The organism is Pseudomonas sp. GD03903 (genome assembly GCF_029840045.1).
GTDB lineage: Bacteria > Pseudomonadota > Gammaproteobacteria > Pseudomonadales > Pseudomonadaceae > Pseudomonas > Pseudomonas pseudonitroreducens.
On record NZ_JAOCBT010000003.1, the window covers coordinates 1 to 14,499 of the forward strand.

The following is a 14,499-nucleotide window of genomic DNA, read 5'->3' on the forward strand; positions in this document are numbered from 1 at the left end:
TTTTTCGGCGAGAGAGGGGCGTGTACTGGAGGCTTCTCCAGCCACAGTTCCACTTGTGACTGGTAGGATTCAGGCCGACCGCTGCTGCAGCATCCGAACTGCCGATGCCTTGCTTGCGAACGGTCAGTCAGTCCTCGCGCGGTAGTTCCTTGGCCCTGACCAGGCGCAGAGCGGGGCGTTGTTTGTGGGGACTGTTTATAAAGCGTGCTTTCATAGTGTCTCCTTGCAGATACACAAACGCCCGGTCAGCGCAGAGCTGACCGGGCGTTATGGGGAATGAAAATGGGGACGGAGGTCAGCCGCAGAAGCGGCTCCTAGGTTCGGCTGGGGCAATTTGCAGTGTTCGGGGTGGGGACCGTGGCGCCGAGCCCGAAACAAGCTGGGTTATGGGGCCTTAGCGCATCGAGACAACCTTTCTGTCCTGGTTGTCATTGACGGCTGAGACCGACAGGTTGTTAGTAGCTGCTTCTTGGGTATACCCGCCCCACCACGCTGTCAGCGGGAAGTTGCGCTCACTGATGTCGTATTGTTTGCCTTCCAAGAGTCCAGCATGTCTGCCCATTGCTGCATCATCTCGGCCCTATCACTCAGATACTCGGCATGGTTGTAGGTGCGTCTGACGGCGTTCTGCTCAGTATGTGCGAGCTGTCTTTCGATCCAGTCTGCGGAGAAACCCATTTCATTAAGTCTGGTGCTTCCTGTCGTCCGGGTGGCATGTGGACTGTACTTGCCGCCCCAGCCTAGGGTGTTAAGCATCTGGCGAAACGAGGCTGAGACCATCGGGCGTGTGCGCTCGTCTCGATGTGGAAACACATGAGTGTATTTGCCGGTGATACCTTGAAGAGTCTGCAGCATTTCGACCGCCTGCCTTGGGAGCGGGGTCGTGTGCTCCTTTCGCTTTTTCATTCGCTCGGCAGGGATGCGCCATAGGCCCTTATCTAGGTCAAATTCCGACCATTGAGCCTCCACCGCTTCATTTGGCCGGCACAAAGTTAGCCACATAAGTCGGAAAGCGCAGAGGGTTTCATGGCGCCCGCCGTGGGATTCGACATCCCGCAGTAGCTGGCCAATTTCATCCGTAGAGAGTGGACGTTTGTGTTGTGTCTTATTGGCAGGCAGCGCTTTTCGGACTGGGTGTACGGGATCACTGTTGGCACGTAGCGTTGAGATTGCCAGCTCGAATACGCCGGACATGGTCCGCTTGGCTTCGGCGGCTACAGATGGGCCGTTGTCCCGTGCCGCTCCTTTGAGCACTTCAAGGATGTGGGCGGGGGTGATGGTTTTGATCGGAAGATTTCCGATTTTCGGAAAGACGACGCGTTTCAGCATATTGAGTCGTCTAGATTTGGTGATCTCCTCCCACTCCTTCAGCGACAGCCACTCTTTGGTGACCGCTTCAAAAGTGATCGCTCTCTCATGCTCACGTTTCACCCGTTCGTGTTGGCGATGGTGCGCGGGATTGATGCCTTGTACAACCAATGATCGCGCCTTTACGCGTTCATCACGGGCTTCTGAAAGGGTGAAACGACGTCCTCTTCGGCGCTCCTCGGATTGCTCGGGCGTTTCGCCCTTGGTGGCGATCACATATTCCCCGATGGCGAACACACTTTCTTTCCTAACGCTGCCGTCGCTCAGCTCGAATCGATAGCGCCACGCCTTAACTCCGTTGGGTTTCACCTCCAGATAGAGCCCATTTCCGTCTGTTAGTTTGTAGGGCTTTTCCTTTGGTTTAGCAGTACGGCACTCAGTGTCGGTAAGCGGCATGGCTGCATCTCTCTATCTGTACCCGGTATTTTGATGATGGCGTCAGAGCTGTACCCGGTAGCGTACCCGGTAAGGTCGCGGATCGTATAGGGTCTTGATAGATCTTGCTGGAAAATAAAAACCCCTTAAAGTGGTGTTCTTTAAGGGGTCGGTGTCCTATAGCGTCCGATAGAATCTAAATTTCTATTTAGACGTTGAAGCGGAAATGCATCACGTCGCCGTCCTTGACGATGTATTCCTTGCCTTCCAGGCGCCATTTGCCGGCTTCTTTCGCACCCTGTTCGCCTTTGAACTGGATGAAATCGTCGTAGGCAACCACTTCGGCGCGGATGAAGCCTTTTTCGAAGTCGGTGTGGATCACGGCGGCGGCCTGCGGGGCGGTGGCGCCGACGCGGACGGTCCAGGCGCGGACTTCCTTCACACCGGCGGTGAAGTAGGTCTGCAGGTGCAGCAGTTCGTAGCCGGCGCGGATCACGCGGTTCAGGCCGGGTTCTTCGAGACCAAGGGATTCGAGGAACATGTCCTTCTCTTCGCCGTCGTCGAGCTCGGCGATCTCGGCTTCGATCTTGTTGCACACCGGCACGACCATGGCGCCTTCTTCTTCGGCGATGGCTCGGACGACGTCCAGGTGCGGGTTGTTCTCGAAGCCGTCTTCGGCAACGTTGGCGATGTACATGACCGGTTTGCTGGTCAGCAGGTGGAAGCCACGCACGCCACGCTTTTCGTCATCACTCATGTTTTTCATCAGCGAGCGGGCGGGTTTGCCTTCGCTGAAGTGGGGGATGAGCTTTTCCAGCAGGGCTTTTTGCGCCAGGGCTTCCTTGTCGCCGCCCTTGGCGTTGCGCGCGACTTTCTGCAGTTGCTTCTCGCAGCTGTCGAGGTCGGCGAAGATCAGTTCGAGGTCGATGATCTCGATGTCGCGCTTGGGGTCGACGCTGTTGGAAACGTGGATGACGTTCTCGTCTTCGAAGCAGCGGACGACGTGGGCGATGGCGTCAGTCTCACGGATGTTGGCGAGGAACTTGTTGCCCAGGCCTTCACCCTTGGAAGCGCCCGCTACGAGGCCGGCGATGTCGACGAACTCCATGGTGGTCGGGATCACGCGCTCGGGCTTGACGATCTCGGCCAGCGCATCGAGACGCGCATCGGGCATCGGCACGATGCCGCTGTTGGGCTCGATGGTGCAGAAGGGGAAGTTTTCCGCCGCGATGCCGGATTTGGTCAGGGCGTTGAACAGGGTGGACTTGCCGACGTTGGGCAGGCCGACGATGCCGCAGTTGAATCCCATGCTAGGTCCCTCGCGCCACGTGGCGGAAATAGAGGTGTAATCAGGCCTTCTGGCTGTGCAGCTTCTGCATCGCGCGGGTCCAATCCCCGTCGAGCATTTCCGGCAGCACGCCGAGGGCGAAGTCGATGCTGGTGTCGAGCAGTTCCTGTTCGGCGCGCGGGGCGCGGCCAAGAACGAAACCGGAAACCAGGCTGCTGTGCCCCGGATGGCCGATGCCAAGCCGCAGGCGATGGAAACCGTTCTGGTTGCCGAGCTGGGCGATGATGTCGCGCAGTCCGTTGTGCCCGCCGTGTCCGCCGCCCTTCTTGAGCTTGGCGACGCCGGGAGGCATGTCGAGTTCGTCGTGGGCCACCAGGATGGCTTCGACCGGAATGCGGAAGAATCCGGCGAGCGCCGCCACGGCTTGGCCGCTGCGGTTCATGTAGGTGGTGGGAATCAGCAGACGAACATCGCGGCCCTTGTGGCTGAACTTGCCGACCAGGCCGAAGTATTTCTTGTCGAGAGACAGGTTCGCGCGCTGCGCGTCCGCCAGTCGCTCAACGAAAAGGGCCCCCGCGTTATGCCGGGTCTGGTCGTATTCAGGGCCTGGATTTCCCAGGCCAACGATCAGTTGTACGGCAGTCACGACGGGGGCCCCTTCCTTAAAGGCAATGGTGCGCGCGATTACTCGGCAGCAGCTTCGCCTTCACCTTCTTCTTTCACTACGCGGGAAGCGTGGATGTTGGCGACGGCCAGGTCGTTACCGTGGGCCAGTTGCACCAGCTCTACGCCTTTCGGCAGTTTCAGATCGGACAGGTGAACGATCTGACCCAGTTCTACCTTGGCCAGGTCGACTTCGATGAATTCCGGCAGGTCTTTCGGCAGGCAGGAAACTTCGACTTCGGAGATCACGTGGGAGATCTCGCCGCCGCCAGTCTTGACGCCAGCAGCAGTGGCTTCGTTCAGGAAGTGCAGCGGAACGTGAGCGGTCAGCTTCTGGCCGGCAACGACGCGCTGGAAGTCAGCGTGCATGACGAAGCCTTTCGACGGATGGCGCTGCAGGGCCTTGATCAGTACGGTTTCCTTGGCGGAACCGACGTTCAGGCTGATCACGTGGCTGAAGGCAGCCTCGTTTTCCAGCAGTTTGGAAATCTCGCGCAGTTCCAGGGTGACGGATTGCGGGGCTTTTTCGCCGCCGTAGATCACAGCCGGGATCAGGCCAGCATTACGACGCAGGCGGCGGCTCGCACCTTTCCCCAGGTCGGAACGCTCTTGGGCATTCAGTACAAAATCAACCATTTGTATATCTCCAAAATGACAAGATCGCCCGGACGCTTGCGACCAGCGTTCGGGCGATTTTGCTGATGCTTCGCCGACATGGCGAAGCGCTTTACGTCAGACCTGTTCCGCCTTAGCGGAACATGGCGCTGATCGATTCTTCATTGCTGATGCGGCGCATGGCTTCAGCGACAACCGGAGCAATGTCCAGCTGGCGGATGCGGCCACAGGCTTGCGCAGCAGCGGACAGCGGGATGGTGTTGGTCACCACCAGCTCGTCCAGTACGGAATTCTCGATGTTCTCGATGGCACGGCCGGACAGCACCGGGTGGGTGCAGTAGGCGATGACCTTGGCGGCGCCGTGCTCTTTCAGAGCCTTGGCGGCGTGGCCGAGAGTGCCAGCGGTATCGACCATGTCGTCGACCAGTACGCAGGTACGGCCTTCGACATCACCGATGATGTGCATGACTTCGGACTGGTTGGCCTTCGGACGACGCTTGTCGATGATGGCCAGGTCGACGCCCAGGGACTTGGCGACGGCGCGCGCACGCACCACACCACCAATGTCCGGGGAGACGATCATCAGGTTCTCGAAGCGCTGGTCTTCGATGTCATCGACCAGTACGGGCGAGCCGTAGATGTTGTCGACGGGGATATCGAAGAAGCCCTGGATCTGGTCGGCGTGCAGGTCAACGGTGAGAACGCGGTTGACGCCTACGACGGTCAGCATGTCGGCAACGACTTTGGCGCTGATGGCCACGCGAGCGGAACGCGGACGGCGATCCTGGCGGGCGTAACCGAAGTAGGGAATGACTGCCGTGATACGAGTCGCCGAGGAGCGGCGGAAGGCATCGGCCATCACTACCAGTTCCATCAGGTTGTCGTTGGTCGGTGCGCAGGTCGGCTGGATCAGGAAGACGTCCTTACCACGAACGTTTTCATTGATCTCAACGCTGATTTCGCCGTCGGAGAATTTGCCGACAGAAACGTCACCGAGGGGGATGTGCAGCTGCCGTACGACACGGCGTGCCAGATCGGGGTTGGCGTTCCCCGTGAAAACCATCATTTTGGACACGCTGCGGTACCTGTGTCGGCTTGAGGGTAGGCCCGGTTGAGCCAGAAGAAAATGGCAGGGGCGGCTGGATTCGAACCAACGCATGGCAGGATCAAAACCTGCTGCCTTACCGCTTGGCGACGCCCCTGTAGCTTACAACTTGCGGAGCAATGTGTTCGTTGACGCTGTACGTTAAACCCTGTGGGTTAATGGCAGGGGCGGCTGGATTCGAACCAACGCATGGCAGGATCAAAACCTGCTGCCTTACCGCTTGGCGACGCCCCTGTATCGTACAACCGATTACATTGCTGCTTCTCAGGCCTGGTTTTGCAGCTTGCGGTGCAACATCGAGATGTTACGGCCCTGGGCAACAAAACTCGGCAGAGTGGCCGGAAGTTGGCGGCGAACTTTATCAGCATCGCCTTTGTTTGGGAAGCTCCCAAACACACAAGCTCCGGTGCCGGTCAATCTCGCTTCGGTAAATTTACCTAGCTGGATCAGTGCGTTACGTACATCTGGGTAACGCTTCTCGACGACCGGCTGGCAGTCGTTATGACCGTCCACCCCGAGAAGGCTGCGAACTTTAATGGGCGGAGTATCCCGTGTCAACTCGGGATCGGAGAAAACTTCTGCTGTGGAGACAAAGACTTGCGGCACAACGACGAGGAACCAGGGCTCTTCCAGTTCAACCGGCGTGAGCTGTTCGCCAACGCCTTCGGCGAATGCGGCGCGGCCGCGCACGAATACCGGGACGTCTGCGCCCAGGCTCAGGCCCAGCGCCGCGAGTCGGTCTTCGTCCCAGTCGAGCTGCCACAGATGATTGAGCGCGAGCAGGGTGGTGGCGGCGTCAGAACTGCCGCCGCCGATGCCACCGCCCATGGGCAGGCGCTTGTCCAGCCAGATGTCGGCGCCCAGCTTGGTGCCGGATTGTTCCTGCAGCCGGCGCGCGGCTTTCACGATCAGGTTGCTGTCGTGGGGAACACCGTCGATCTCGGTGTTCAGGCGGATTTCGCCATCCTCGCGAACAGCGAACTGGAGCTCGTCGCCGTGATCGAGAAATTGGAACAGGGTCTGCAGCTCGTGATAGCCGTCGGCGCGGCGACCGGTGATGTGCAGGAACAGGTTGAGCTTGGCCGGTGCCGGCAGGGTCAGGCGGTCCGGCATGTCACTGCTGGTCCGCAGAGTTCGGCTGGCCGCTGCCCAGTTGGCGCGGCTGCCAGGTCTTCACCACCAGGGTGACGTCGAGGTCCTGGCCATGCAGCTTCAGGCGTTCGGGCAGCCAGTAGCCGTTCTGTTCGCTGTAGCGGGTGTATTCCACATCCCAGCCGTCCTGCTGCAGCTTGGCCAGGCGGCTGTCGCCGTCGAGGGTCAGGCGGCTCTTGCTGTCGGGGGCGGGCAGGCCGCGAATCCACCAGAGCAGGTGGGAAACCGGCAGGCGCCAGCCCATCTGCTGTTCCAGCAGTTCTTCGGGGGAGGCCGCCTCATAGCGGCCCTGGCCGGCGACTTCCAGGGTCACGGCGCCTTCACGCCCGGTCAGGCGCGCGGCGCCGCGGCCGAGCGGGCCGGAGAGGCGGATGTCGTAGTAGTCCTGGCGCTGCAACCAGAACAGGGTGCCGCTGCCGGAATCCTTGGGCGCGCGGATGCCCACCTTGCCGTCGATCTGCCAGCCGTCGAGGGTGGCGATGCGGGCCTTGTGGGCATTCCAGGCGGTGGCGTTGCCCTGGCCTTCCAGGGCTTCGTGGGTGCCGAAGCTGGAGCAACCGGCGAGCAGGGCCAGCGCGGCAGCGCCGATCAGGTGACGTAAGCGCATAGATCAGAGGGTTCCGGAGCCGGTCAGGCGCAGCATGGTGTCGCGCAGGACGGCGCTGTCAGGCTGGCTTTGCAGGGCAGTGGCCCAGACTTTTCGGGCTTCGCTCTGCTTGCCCTGGGCCCAGAGCACTTCGCCCAGGTGCGCAGCCACTTCGTGGTCGGGGAAGCGTTCCAGCGCCTTGCGCAGGTAGGTTTCCGCTTCGCTGAGGTTGCCCAGGCGGTAATTCACCCAGCCCAGGCTGTCGAGGATCGCAGGGTCGTCCGGGTTCAGCGCGTGGGCCTTCTGGATCAGATCACGGGCTTCGCCGTAGCGGGTGGTGCGATCAGCCAGGGTGTAGCCCAGCGCGTTGAGCGCCATGGCGTTGTCTGGCTCGCGCTGGATGATCAGGCGCAGGTCCTGCTCCATCTGCGCCAGGTCGTTGCGCTTCTCGGCGAGCATGGAGCGGGTGTAGAGCAGGTTGAGGTCATCCGGGAACTGCTTGAGGCCCTGCTGGATGACGCTCCAGGCGCGATCGACCTGGTCGCGGTTGGACAGGCCCTCGGCTTCGATCAGGTACAGCTGGATGGCGTAGTCCGGCTGGCGGTCGCGGGTTTCGGCGAGACGGCGCGAGGCGTCGTCGTAGCGCTTCTGGTCCAGCAGGATTTCGGTAGAGCGCAACTGGGCCGGGAGGAAGTCGTTGCCCGGACCGACCAGGGCGTATTCCTTGAGCGCGGTCTCGGGGTCCTTCTGCTCCTCGGCCAGGCGGCCCAGGTTGAAGTGGGCGGAGTCGACATGACTGTCGCGCTCCACCAGTTCCTGCAGGTAGACCTTGGCTTCGTCCCAGGCCTGGGCTTCGAGGCAGACCAGCGCCAGGGAGAAGCGCAGGTCGTCGTCGTCGGGGAACTGCTCGACCAGCGCGGAGAACTCGGCCTTGGCGTCTTCCAGGCGGTTCTGCTCCACCAGCAGGCGGGCGTAGGCGAGGTGGACGCGCTTGTCGTCCGGATGCTCCTTGATGCCGGCCTTGAGCAGCGGCAGCGCTTCATCGCTGCGCTTCATGCTCTGCAACAGGCGGGCGCGCAGCAGCAGCGGGGCGACGTCGTGCTTGCTGGCGGAATTGTCTTCGAGCAGGTGCAGGGCTTCCTGCGGGCGGCCGTCCTGTTGCAGCAGCAGGGCCTTGCCGAACAGCAGTTGGCCGTTGTCCGGGTACTTCTTCAGCAGGCGGTCGAAGCTCTGCAGCAGGCCGGCGCGGGTATCCGGATCGGTCTCGGCGGCGGACAGTGCGAGGAAGTCGAAGTGGGTGTCGCCCTGGCCGTTGAGGACCTTCTCCATGTACACCATGGATTCGTCGTACTGGCCGGTGCGCGCCAACTGGATGGCGGCGGCGCGCTGGGCATCGAGGTTGTCCGGCGCGGCCTTGGCCCAGATCAGCGAAGTGTCCAGGGCTTCCTGGTCGGCACCCAGGTACTCGGCGATGCGGAAGGCGCGTTCGGCGACGCCCGGATCACGGGTTTCCTTGGCCTGCTCGACGTAGTTGGCGAGGGCGATATCGAAGCGGTTGCGCTGGCCGGCGAGCTCGGCGGTGAGCAGCGAGTACATCGTGTCCTCGCTGAAGGAGCCGTATTTCTGGTCCTTTTGCGCAGCCGCGGTCTTGTCCTTCTCCGCGGAAGCACTGTCGGTGTTTTTCTGTGTAAGAGACTGGCAGCCGCCGAGCAGCAGCAGAGCAGTCAGCAGCGCAAGAGACTTGTTCATAGAGGAAGGACGAGGGCCTGACCTGCGAAATGGGACCATCATGACATAAGGAAAGTGCCAATCCCATGGGCAAGCGCCGCTGGAAGGCCTGTATACGATTTGCAGTGTGCGATCCGTCGTGGGTGGTTGTCCTTAACAAGGCTAAGTAGGACAATTGCGGGCTTTCCGATCAGCATCAGCGATTCTGCATGGCCTTCATTGCCCTCGGCATCAACCACAAGACCGCGTCCGTGGCCGTTCGCGAGCGCGTGGCGTTTACTCCCGAGCAGATGGTCGAGGCGCTGCAGCTGCTGTGCAGGCTGACGTCCAGCCGCGAAGCCGCGATCCTCTCCACCTGCAACCGCAGCGAACTCTACCTGGAGATCGAACATCCGGACGCCGGCGATGTGCTGGCCTGGCTGGCCGATTACCACAATCTGGGTATCGACGACCTGCGCGCCTGCGCCTACGTCCACCAGGATGAGGAAGCGGTGCGCCACATGATGCGCGTTGCCGCCGGCCTGGACTCCATGGTGCTGGGCGAGCCGCAGATCCTTGGCCAGATGAAGTCCGCCTACGCCGTGGCCCGCGAGGCCGGCACCGTCGGGCCGATGCTCGGGCGGTTGTTCCAGGCCACCTTCAGCACCGCCAAGACCGTGCGCACCGATACCGCCATCGGCGAGAACCCGGTGTCCGTGGCCTTTGCAGCGGTAAGCCTGGCCCGGCAGATATTCAGCGACCTGAGTCGCAGCCAGGCGCTGCTGATCGGCGCCGGCGAGACCATCACCCTGGTCGCCCGCCACCTGCACGAGCAGGGCGTGAAGCGCATCGTGGTTGCCAACCGTACCCTGGAGCGTGCCAGCCTGCTGGCCGAGCAGTTTGGCGCCCGCGCCATCCTGCTGGCGGACATGCCGGACGAGCTGGTCAACAGCGACATCGTCATCAGTTCCACCGCCAGCCAGTTGCCGATCCTCGGCAAGGGCGCGGTGGAGCGTGCGCTGAAGCAGCGCCGGCACAAGCCGATGTTCATGGTCGATATCGCCGTCCCGCGGGACATCGAGCCGGAAGTCGGCGAGCTGGAAGACGTCTACCTCTATAGCGTCGACGACCTCCACGAAGTGGTCGCGGAAAACCTCAAGAGCCGCCAGGGCGCGGCCCAGGCCGCCGAGGAACTGGTTGGCGACGGTGTACACGAATTCATGCTGCGCCTGCGCGAGCTGGCTGCGGTCGACGTGCTGCGAGCTTACCGCCAGCAGGCCGAGCGCCTGCGTGACGAGGAAACCCAGAAGGCCCAGCGCCTGCTGGCCAACGGCGCCGACCCGATGGAAGTCATCGCCCAGCTCAGCCGTGGCCTGACCAACAAATTACTGCATGCCCCCAGCGTGCAGATGAAGAAACTCTCCGCCGAGGGCCGCATCGATGCGTTGGCCGTCGCGCAGGAACTGTTCGCCCTCGAGGAGGGCACTGACAAGCGATGAAAGCTTCCCTCCTGAAAAAGCTGGATATCCTCAGCGACCGCTATGAAGAGCTCACCGCTCTGCTGGGCGACGCCGAGGTGATCAGCGACCAGACCAAGTTCCGCGCCTACTCCCGTGAATACGCGGAAGTGGAGCCGGTCATCCTCGCTTTCCGCGAGTTCCGCAAGGTGCAGTCGGACCTGGAGGGCGCCCAGGCGCTGCTCAAGGACAGCGACCCGGACCTGCGCGAGATGGCCGAGGAGGAAGTCGCCGAGGCCAGGACCGCGTTGGTCGGCCTGGAGGACCGCCTGCAGCGCATGCTGCTGCCCAAGGACCCCAACGACAGCCGCAACGTCTTCCTGGAAATCCGCGCCGGCACCGGCGGCGACGAAGCCGCGATCTTCTCCGGCGACCTGTTCCGCATGTACTCGCGCTATGCCGAGAAGCAGGGCTGGCGCGTGGAGATCATGTCCGAGAACGAAGGCGAGCACGGTGGCTATAAAGAGGTGATCGCCCGCGTCGAGGGCGAGAGCGTCTACGCCAAGCTCAAGTTCGAATCCGGCGCCCATCGCGTGCAGCGCGTGCCGGCTACCGAATCCCAGGGCCGCATCCATACCTCGGCCTGCACCGTGGCGGTGCTGCCCGAGCCGGACGAGCAGGCGGCCATCGAGATCAACCCCGCCGACCTGCGTGTGGACACCTACCGTTCCTCCGGCGCCGGTGGCCAGCACGTGAACAAGACCGACTCGGCGGTGCGCATCACGCACATCCCCTCGGGCATCGTGGTCGAGTGCCAGGAAGAGCGCTCGCAGCACAAGAACCGCGCCAAGGCCATGGCCTGGCTGGCGGCCAAGCTCAACGACCAGCAGCAGGCCGCGGCCCAGCAGGCGATCGCCAGCACGCGCAAGCTGCTGGTCGGTTCGGGTGACCGCTCCGAGCGCATCCGCACCTACAATTTCCCCCAGGGGCGCGTCACCGATCACCGCATCAACCTCACCCTGTACTCCCTGGGTGAAGTGATGGAAGGTGCAGTGGAACAGGTGATCGAGCCATTGCTGCAGGAATTCCAGGCCGACCAGCTGGCCGCACTTGGCGATTGAGACAGCGGGCGACTGAGAGACCGACAGACCATGGCAACCATCATGACCCTGCTCAACGAGGCGCAATTGCCGGACTCGCCCAGTGCGCGCCTGGATGCCGAGTTGTTGCTCGCCGCCGCGCTGGGCAAACCGCGCAGCTTCCTGCGCACCTGGCCCGAACGCGTGGTCAGCCGTGAGGCCCACGACCTCTTCGACCGCTACCTGGCGCGCCGCGTGGCCGGCGAGCCGGTGGCCTACATCCTTGGCCGTCAGGGCTTCTGGAGCCTGGACCTGGAAGTTGCGCCGCACACCCTGATCCCGCGCCCGGACACCGAGTTGCTGGTGGAAACCGCGCTGGCGCTGCTGCCGGCCGCGCCGGCTCGCGTACTCGACCTGGGCACCGGCACTGGCGCCATCGCCCTCGCGCTGGCGTGCGAGCGCCTGAGCTGGCAGGTGCTGGGCGTCGACCGGATTCCCGAGGCCGTGGCCCTGGCCGAGCGCAACCGCGAACGCCTGCGCCTGGCCAACGTCGCCTTCCGTGCCAGTCACTGGTTCTCTGCGGTCGATGGCGAGCGCTTCTCGCTGATCGTCAGCAACCCGCCCTACATTCCCAACACCGACCCGCACCTCAAGCAGGGCGATGTGCGCTTCGAGCCGTCGAGCGCTCTGGTTTCCGGCCAGGACGGGCTGGACGATATCCGCCTGATCATCGACCAGGCGCCGAATCATCTGGAAAACGGCGGCTGGCTGATGCTCGAACACGGTTTCGATCAGCCCGATGCCGTGCGTGACCTGCTGCTCAGCCGCGGTTTCACTGCTGTGGAAAGTCGTCGCGACCTGGGCGGCCACGAACGCATCAGCCTGGGGTGCTGGACATGCTGAGCGACAACGAACTGCTGCGTTACAGCCGGCAGATCCTCCTGCCGCAGATCGACGTGGACGGCCAGCTACGCCTGAAGGACAGCCGCGTGCTGATCGTCGGTCTTGGCGGCCTCGGAGCGCCGGTGGCGCTGTACCTCGCCGCTGCCGGCGTCGGTGAGTTGCACCTGGCGGACTTCGATACGGTCGACCTGACCAACCTGCAGCGGCAGATCATCCACGACACCGACAGTGTGGGAGTGAGCAAGGTGGATTCCGCCATTGCCCGCCTCACGGCGATCAATCCGGACGTGAAGCTGGTCGCCCATCGCCAGGCGCTGGACGCCGATTCCCTTGACGCCGCCGTGGCGGCCGTCGACCTGGTGCTGGACTGCTGCGACAACTTCGGTACCCGCGAGGCGGTGAATGCCGCCTGCGTCGCGGCGAAGAAGCCCTTGGCGAGCGGCGCCGCCATTCGCCTGGAAGGGCAGCTCTCGGTGTTCGACCCACGCCGCGAGGAAAGCCCCTGCTACCACTGCCTCTACGGCCATGGCAGCGAAGCCGAGCTGACCTGCAGCGAGGCCGGTGTGGTCGGCCCGCTGGTGGGCCTGGTGGGCAGCCTGCAGGCGCTGGAAGCGCTGAAGCTGCTGGCAGGCTTCGGCGAGCCGCTGGTGGGCCGCCTGCTGCTGATCGATGCCCTCGGCACGCGCTTCCGCGAATTGCGCGTCAAGCGTGATCCGCAGTGTGCCGTGTGCGGAGTTGCGCATGGCTGATGCCGCGCCGGTCGGTGTGTTCGACTCCGGCGTGGGCGGCCTCAGCGTCCTCCACGAAATCCGCGCGCGGCTTCCCCACGAATCGCTGATCTATCTCGCCGATTGCGGCCACGTGCCGTACGGCGAGAAGACCCCGGAATACATTCGCAGCCGCTGCCGCAGCATCGCCGAATTCCTCCTTTCCCGTGGTGCCAAGGCGCTGGTGCTGGCCTGCAATACCGCCACTGCCGCTGCGGCCGCCGATCTGCGCGAGCTTTATCCACAGCTGCCCATCGTGGCGATGGAGCCGGCGGTGAAGCCCGCCGCCGAAGCCACCCGCAGCGGTGTGGTCGGCGTGCTCGCCACCACCGGCACCTTGAAGAGTGCGCGTTTCGCTGCACTGCTGGACCGTTTCGCCAGCGATGTGCGAGTGATCACCCAGCCTTGCCCGGGCCTGGTGGAGCGGATCGAACTGGGCGACCTGAACGGGCCACAGACCCGCGCGCTGCTGCAGGGTTACGTTGCGCCGTTGCTGGCTGAAGGCTGCGACACGCTGATCCTGGGCTGCACGCACTATCCATTCCTGCGCCCGCTGCTGCGCGAACTGGTGCCCGCTGAGGTATCGCTGGTCGACACCGGTGCCGCTGTAGCCCGCCAGCTGGAGCGGGTGTTGCAGGCGCGGGGGATGTTGGCGGAAGGCCAGGCAAAAAAAATTGAGCTGTGGACCAGCGGCATAGTCGAAGAGTTTGAACGTGTCTTACCAGTGCTCTGGGGAGCTGACGAACCCGTCAATCTGTTCCCGGGCTGATGGAAAAATAGCTAGCTATCTACTTTGGTCTTTCAGTAAACACTGACAAATGGCCTTATAATCGCCAGCTATTCGCGGGGATTTTTCATTCAGCTTTCTACTAAAGGATGTTTCGATGAAGAAACTGCTCTCGCTTGCCACTGTGGCAGCTCTGACTCTCGGATACATGGTCTCTTCGCAGGCTGGCAGCCTGACCGGCGCTGTCGGTTTCACCGGGCAGAACGACATGACCTACCGACTGGGCCTGGGTTTCGACTGGGACAAGAGTTGGTGGGAAACTTCGACGGGCCGCCTGACCGGTTACTGGGACGCCGGCTACACCTACTGGGAAGGCGGTGATCGCGCCGGTGGCCGTCACTCGCTGTCGTTCGCCCCGGTGTTCGTCTACGAGTTTTCCGGTGAAAAGGTCAAACCCTTCGTCGAAGCCGGTATCGGCATCGCCGCGTTCAGCGGCTCGGAAGTGGGCGACCAGGACCTCGGCGGCTCGGTGAACTTCGAGGATCGCCTGGGCGTTGGCCTGCGTTTCGGTGAAGGCCAGGCGCTGGGTGTGCGCGCCATTCACTACTCCAACGCCGGCATCAGCCAGCCGAACGATGGCATCGAATCCTACAGCCTTTATTACACGCATCCGCTGTAACAGAGCGCTGATGAAGAAAGCCGGGCCC

The 14,499-nt window shown here is 62.8% G+C and carries 14 protein-coding genes, 2 tRNA genes and 1 pseudogene; 6 read left to right on the forward strand and 11 right to left on the reverse strand.

Annotated elements, in window-relative coordinates; all coding sequences use genetic code 11:
- The 11 genes and pseudogenes from N5C91_RS04875 to N5C91_RS04925 all read right to left on the reverse strand — a co-directional run.
- Positions 1-214: pseudogene (locus tag N5C91_RS04875) on the reverse strand (YqaJ viral recombinase family protein); the annotation flags it as partial.
- Between the two features lie 281 nt (positions 215-495).
- On the reverse strand, positions 496-1,764 hold the full coding sequence (locus N5C91_RS04880; RefSeq protein WP_279828244.1) for a tyrosine-type recombinase/integrase: 1,269 nt from the start codon (positions 1,762-1,764) through the stop codon (positions 496-498).
- A 187-nt stretch (positions 1,765-1,951) separates the two neighbouring features.
- Positions 1,952-3,052, reverse strand: a complete 1,101-nt coding sequence (gene ychF, locus N5C91_RS04885) for a redox-regulated ATPase YchF (RefSeq protein WP_236172983.1) — start codon at positions 3,050-3,052, stop codon at positions 1,952-1,954.
- 40 nt (positions 3,053-3,092) lie between these two features.
- A complete protein-coding gene (pth, locus tag N5C91_RS04890; protein WP_024767097.1) occupies positions 3,093-3,677 on the reverse strand; it encodes an aminoacyl-tRNA hydrolase in 585 nt (194 codons plus the stop codon).
- Between the two features lie 38 nt (positions 3,678-3,715).
- On the reverse strand, positions 3,716-4,330 hold the full coding sequence (locus tag N5C91_RS04895; RefSeq protein WP_024767098.1) for a 50S ribosomal protein L25/general stress protein Ctc: 615 nt from the start codon (positions 4,328-4,330) through the stop codon (positions 3,716-3,718).
- A gap of 112 nt (positions 4,331-4,442) precedes the next feature.
- Positions 4,443-5,384 (reverse strand): ribose-phosphate pyrophosphokinase, encoded by a 942-nt coding sequence (locus N5C91_RS04900; protein WP_015478849.1) that lies wholly within the window; start codon positions 5,382-5,384, stop codon positions 4,443-4,445.
- Between the two features lie 52 nt (positions 5,385-5,436).
- Positions 5,437-5,511, reverse strand: a tRNA-Gln gene (locus tag N5C91_RS04905).
- A 62-nt stretch (positions 5,512-5,573) separates the two neighbouring features.
- Positions 5,574-5,648 (reverse strand) — tRNA-Gln (locus N5C91_RS04910).
- Positions 5,649-5,678: 30 nt separating this feature from the next.
- Positions 5,679-6,527, reverse strand: a complete 849-nt coding sequence (ispE, locus tag N5C91_RS04915) for a 4-(cytidine 5'-diphospho)-2-C-methyl-D-erythritol kinase (protein ID WP_279828262.1) — start codon at positions 6,525-6,527, stop codon at positions 5,679-5,681.
- A 1-nt stretch (position 6,528) separates the two neighbouring features.
- Positions 6,529-7,173: a lipoprotein insertase outer membrane protein LolB gene (gene lolB, locus N5C91_RS04920; protein WP_279828264.1), complete on the reverse strand. Its 645-nt coding sequence runs from the start codon at positions 7,171-7,173 to the stop codon at positions 6,529-6,531.
- Positions 7,174-7,176: 3 nt separating this feature from the next.
- The gene (locus N5C91_RS04925) at positions 7,177-8,943 is read right to left on the reverse strand and encodes a tetratricopeptide repeat protein (RefSeq protein WP_279828265.1); all 1,767 of its coding nucleotides are present in this window, start codon (positions 8,941-8,943) and stop codon (positions 7,177-7,179) included.
- A 146-nt stretch (positions 8,944-9,089) separates the two neighbouring features.
- On the opposite strand from N5C91_RS04925, the gene hemA reads away from it, so the two are divergent.
- The 6 genes from hemA to N5C91_RS04955 all read left to right on the forward strand — a co-directional run bounded on the left by hemA (position 9,090) and on the right by N5C91_RS04955 (position 14,471).
- Positions 9,090-10,358, forward strand: a complete 1,269-nt coding sequence (gene hemA, locus N5C91_RS04930) for a glutamyl-tRNA reductase (RefSeq protein WP_045211202.1) — start codon at positions 9,090-9,092, stop codon at positions 10,356-10,358.
- Positions 10,355-11,437 (forward strand): peptide chain release factor 1, encoded by a 1,083-nt coding sequence (gene prfA, locus N5C91_RS04935; protein ID WP_236172978.1) that lies wholly within the window; start codon positions 10,355-10,357, stop codon positions 11,435-11,437. The genes hemA and prfA overlap by 4 nt, the downstream gene beginning before the upstream one ends.
- Positions 11,438-11,467: 30 nt before the next feature.
- Positions 11,468-12,298, forward strand: a complete 831-nt coding sequence (prmC, locus tag N5C91_RS04940) for a peptide chain release factor N(5)-glutamine methyltransferase (RefSeq protein WP_279828273.1) — start codon at positions 11,468-11,470, stop codon at positions 12,296-12,298.
- Positions 12,292-13,047 (forward strand): molybdopterin-synthase adenylyltransferase MoeB, encoded by a 756-nt coding sequence (locus N5C91_RS04945; protein ID WP_279828275.1) that lies wholly within the window; start codon positions 12,292-12,294, stop codon positions 13,045-13,047. The genes prmC and N5C91_RS04945 overlap by 7 nt, the downstream gene beginning before the upstream one ends.
- Positions 13,040-13,834 carry a glutamate racemase gene (murI, locus tag N5C91_RS04950; RefSeq protein ID WP_236172975.1) on the forward strand — a complete coding sequence of 265 codons (795 nt, stop codon included), beginning with the start codon at positions 13,040-13,042 and terminating at the stop codon, positions 13,832-13,834. Before N5C91_RS04945 ends, murI begins: the two co-directional genes overlap by 8 nt.
- Positions 13,835-13,949: 115 nt before the next feature.
- Positions 13,950-14,471: an acyloxyacyl hydrolase gene (locus N5C91_RS04955; protein WP_279828277.1), complete on the forward strand. Its 522-nt coding sequence runs from the start codon at positions 13,950-13,952 to the stop codon at positions 14,469-14,471.
- The last annotated feature ends 28 nt before the right edge of the window (positions 14,472-14,499 follow it).

Bases quoted from the DNA above. Each gene is read 5' to 3' on its own strand.
- ispE (WP_279828262.1), bottom strand. From the start codon at position 6,527: ATGCCGGACCGCCTGACCCTGCCGGCACCGGCCAAGCTCAACCTGTTC.
- N5C91_RS04895 (WP_024767098.1), bottom strand. From the start codon at position 4,330: ATGGTTGATTTTGTACTGAATGCCCAAGAGCGTTCCGACCTGGGGAAA.
- prfA (WP_236172978.1), top strand. From the start codon at position 10,355: ATGAAAGCTTCCCTCCTGAAAAAGCTGGATATCCTCAGCGACCGCTAT.
- hemA (WP_045211202.1), top strand. From the start codon at position 9,090: ATGGCCTTCATTGCCCTCGGCATCAACCACAAGACCGCGTCCGTGGCC.
- N5C91_RS04955 (WP_279828277.1), top strand. From the start codon at position 13,950: ATGAAGAAACTGCTCTCGCTTGCCACTGTGGCAGCTCTGACTCTCGGA.
- N5C91_RS04925 (WP_279828265.1), bottom strand. From the start codon at position 8,943: ATGATGGTCCCATTTCGCAGGTCAGGCCCTCGTCCTTCCTCTATGAAC.
- ychF (WP_236172983.1), bottom strand. From the start codon at position 3,052: ATGGGATTCAACTGCGGCATCGTCGGCCTGCCCAACGTCGGCAAGTCC.
- lolB (WP_279828264.1), bottom strand. From the start codon at position 7,173: ATGCGCTTACGTCACCTGATCGGCGCTGCCGCGCTGGCCCTGCTCGCC.
- N5C91_RS04945 (WP_279828275.1), top strand. From the start codon at position 12,292: ATGCTGAGCGACAACGAACTGCTGCGTTACAGCCGGCAGATCCTCCTG.
- prmC (WP_279828273.1), top strand. From the start codon at position 11,468: ATGGCAACCATCATGACCCTGCTCAACGAGGCGCAATTGCCGGACTCG.
- N5C91_RS04880 (WP_279828244.1), bottom strand. From the start codon at position 1,764: ATGCCGCTTACCGACACTGAGTGCCGTACTGCTAAACCAAAGGAAAAG.
- murI (WP_236172975.1), top strand. From the start codon at position 13,040: ATGGCTGATGCCGCGCCGGTCGGTGTGTTCGACTCCGGCGTGGGCGGC.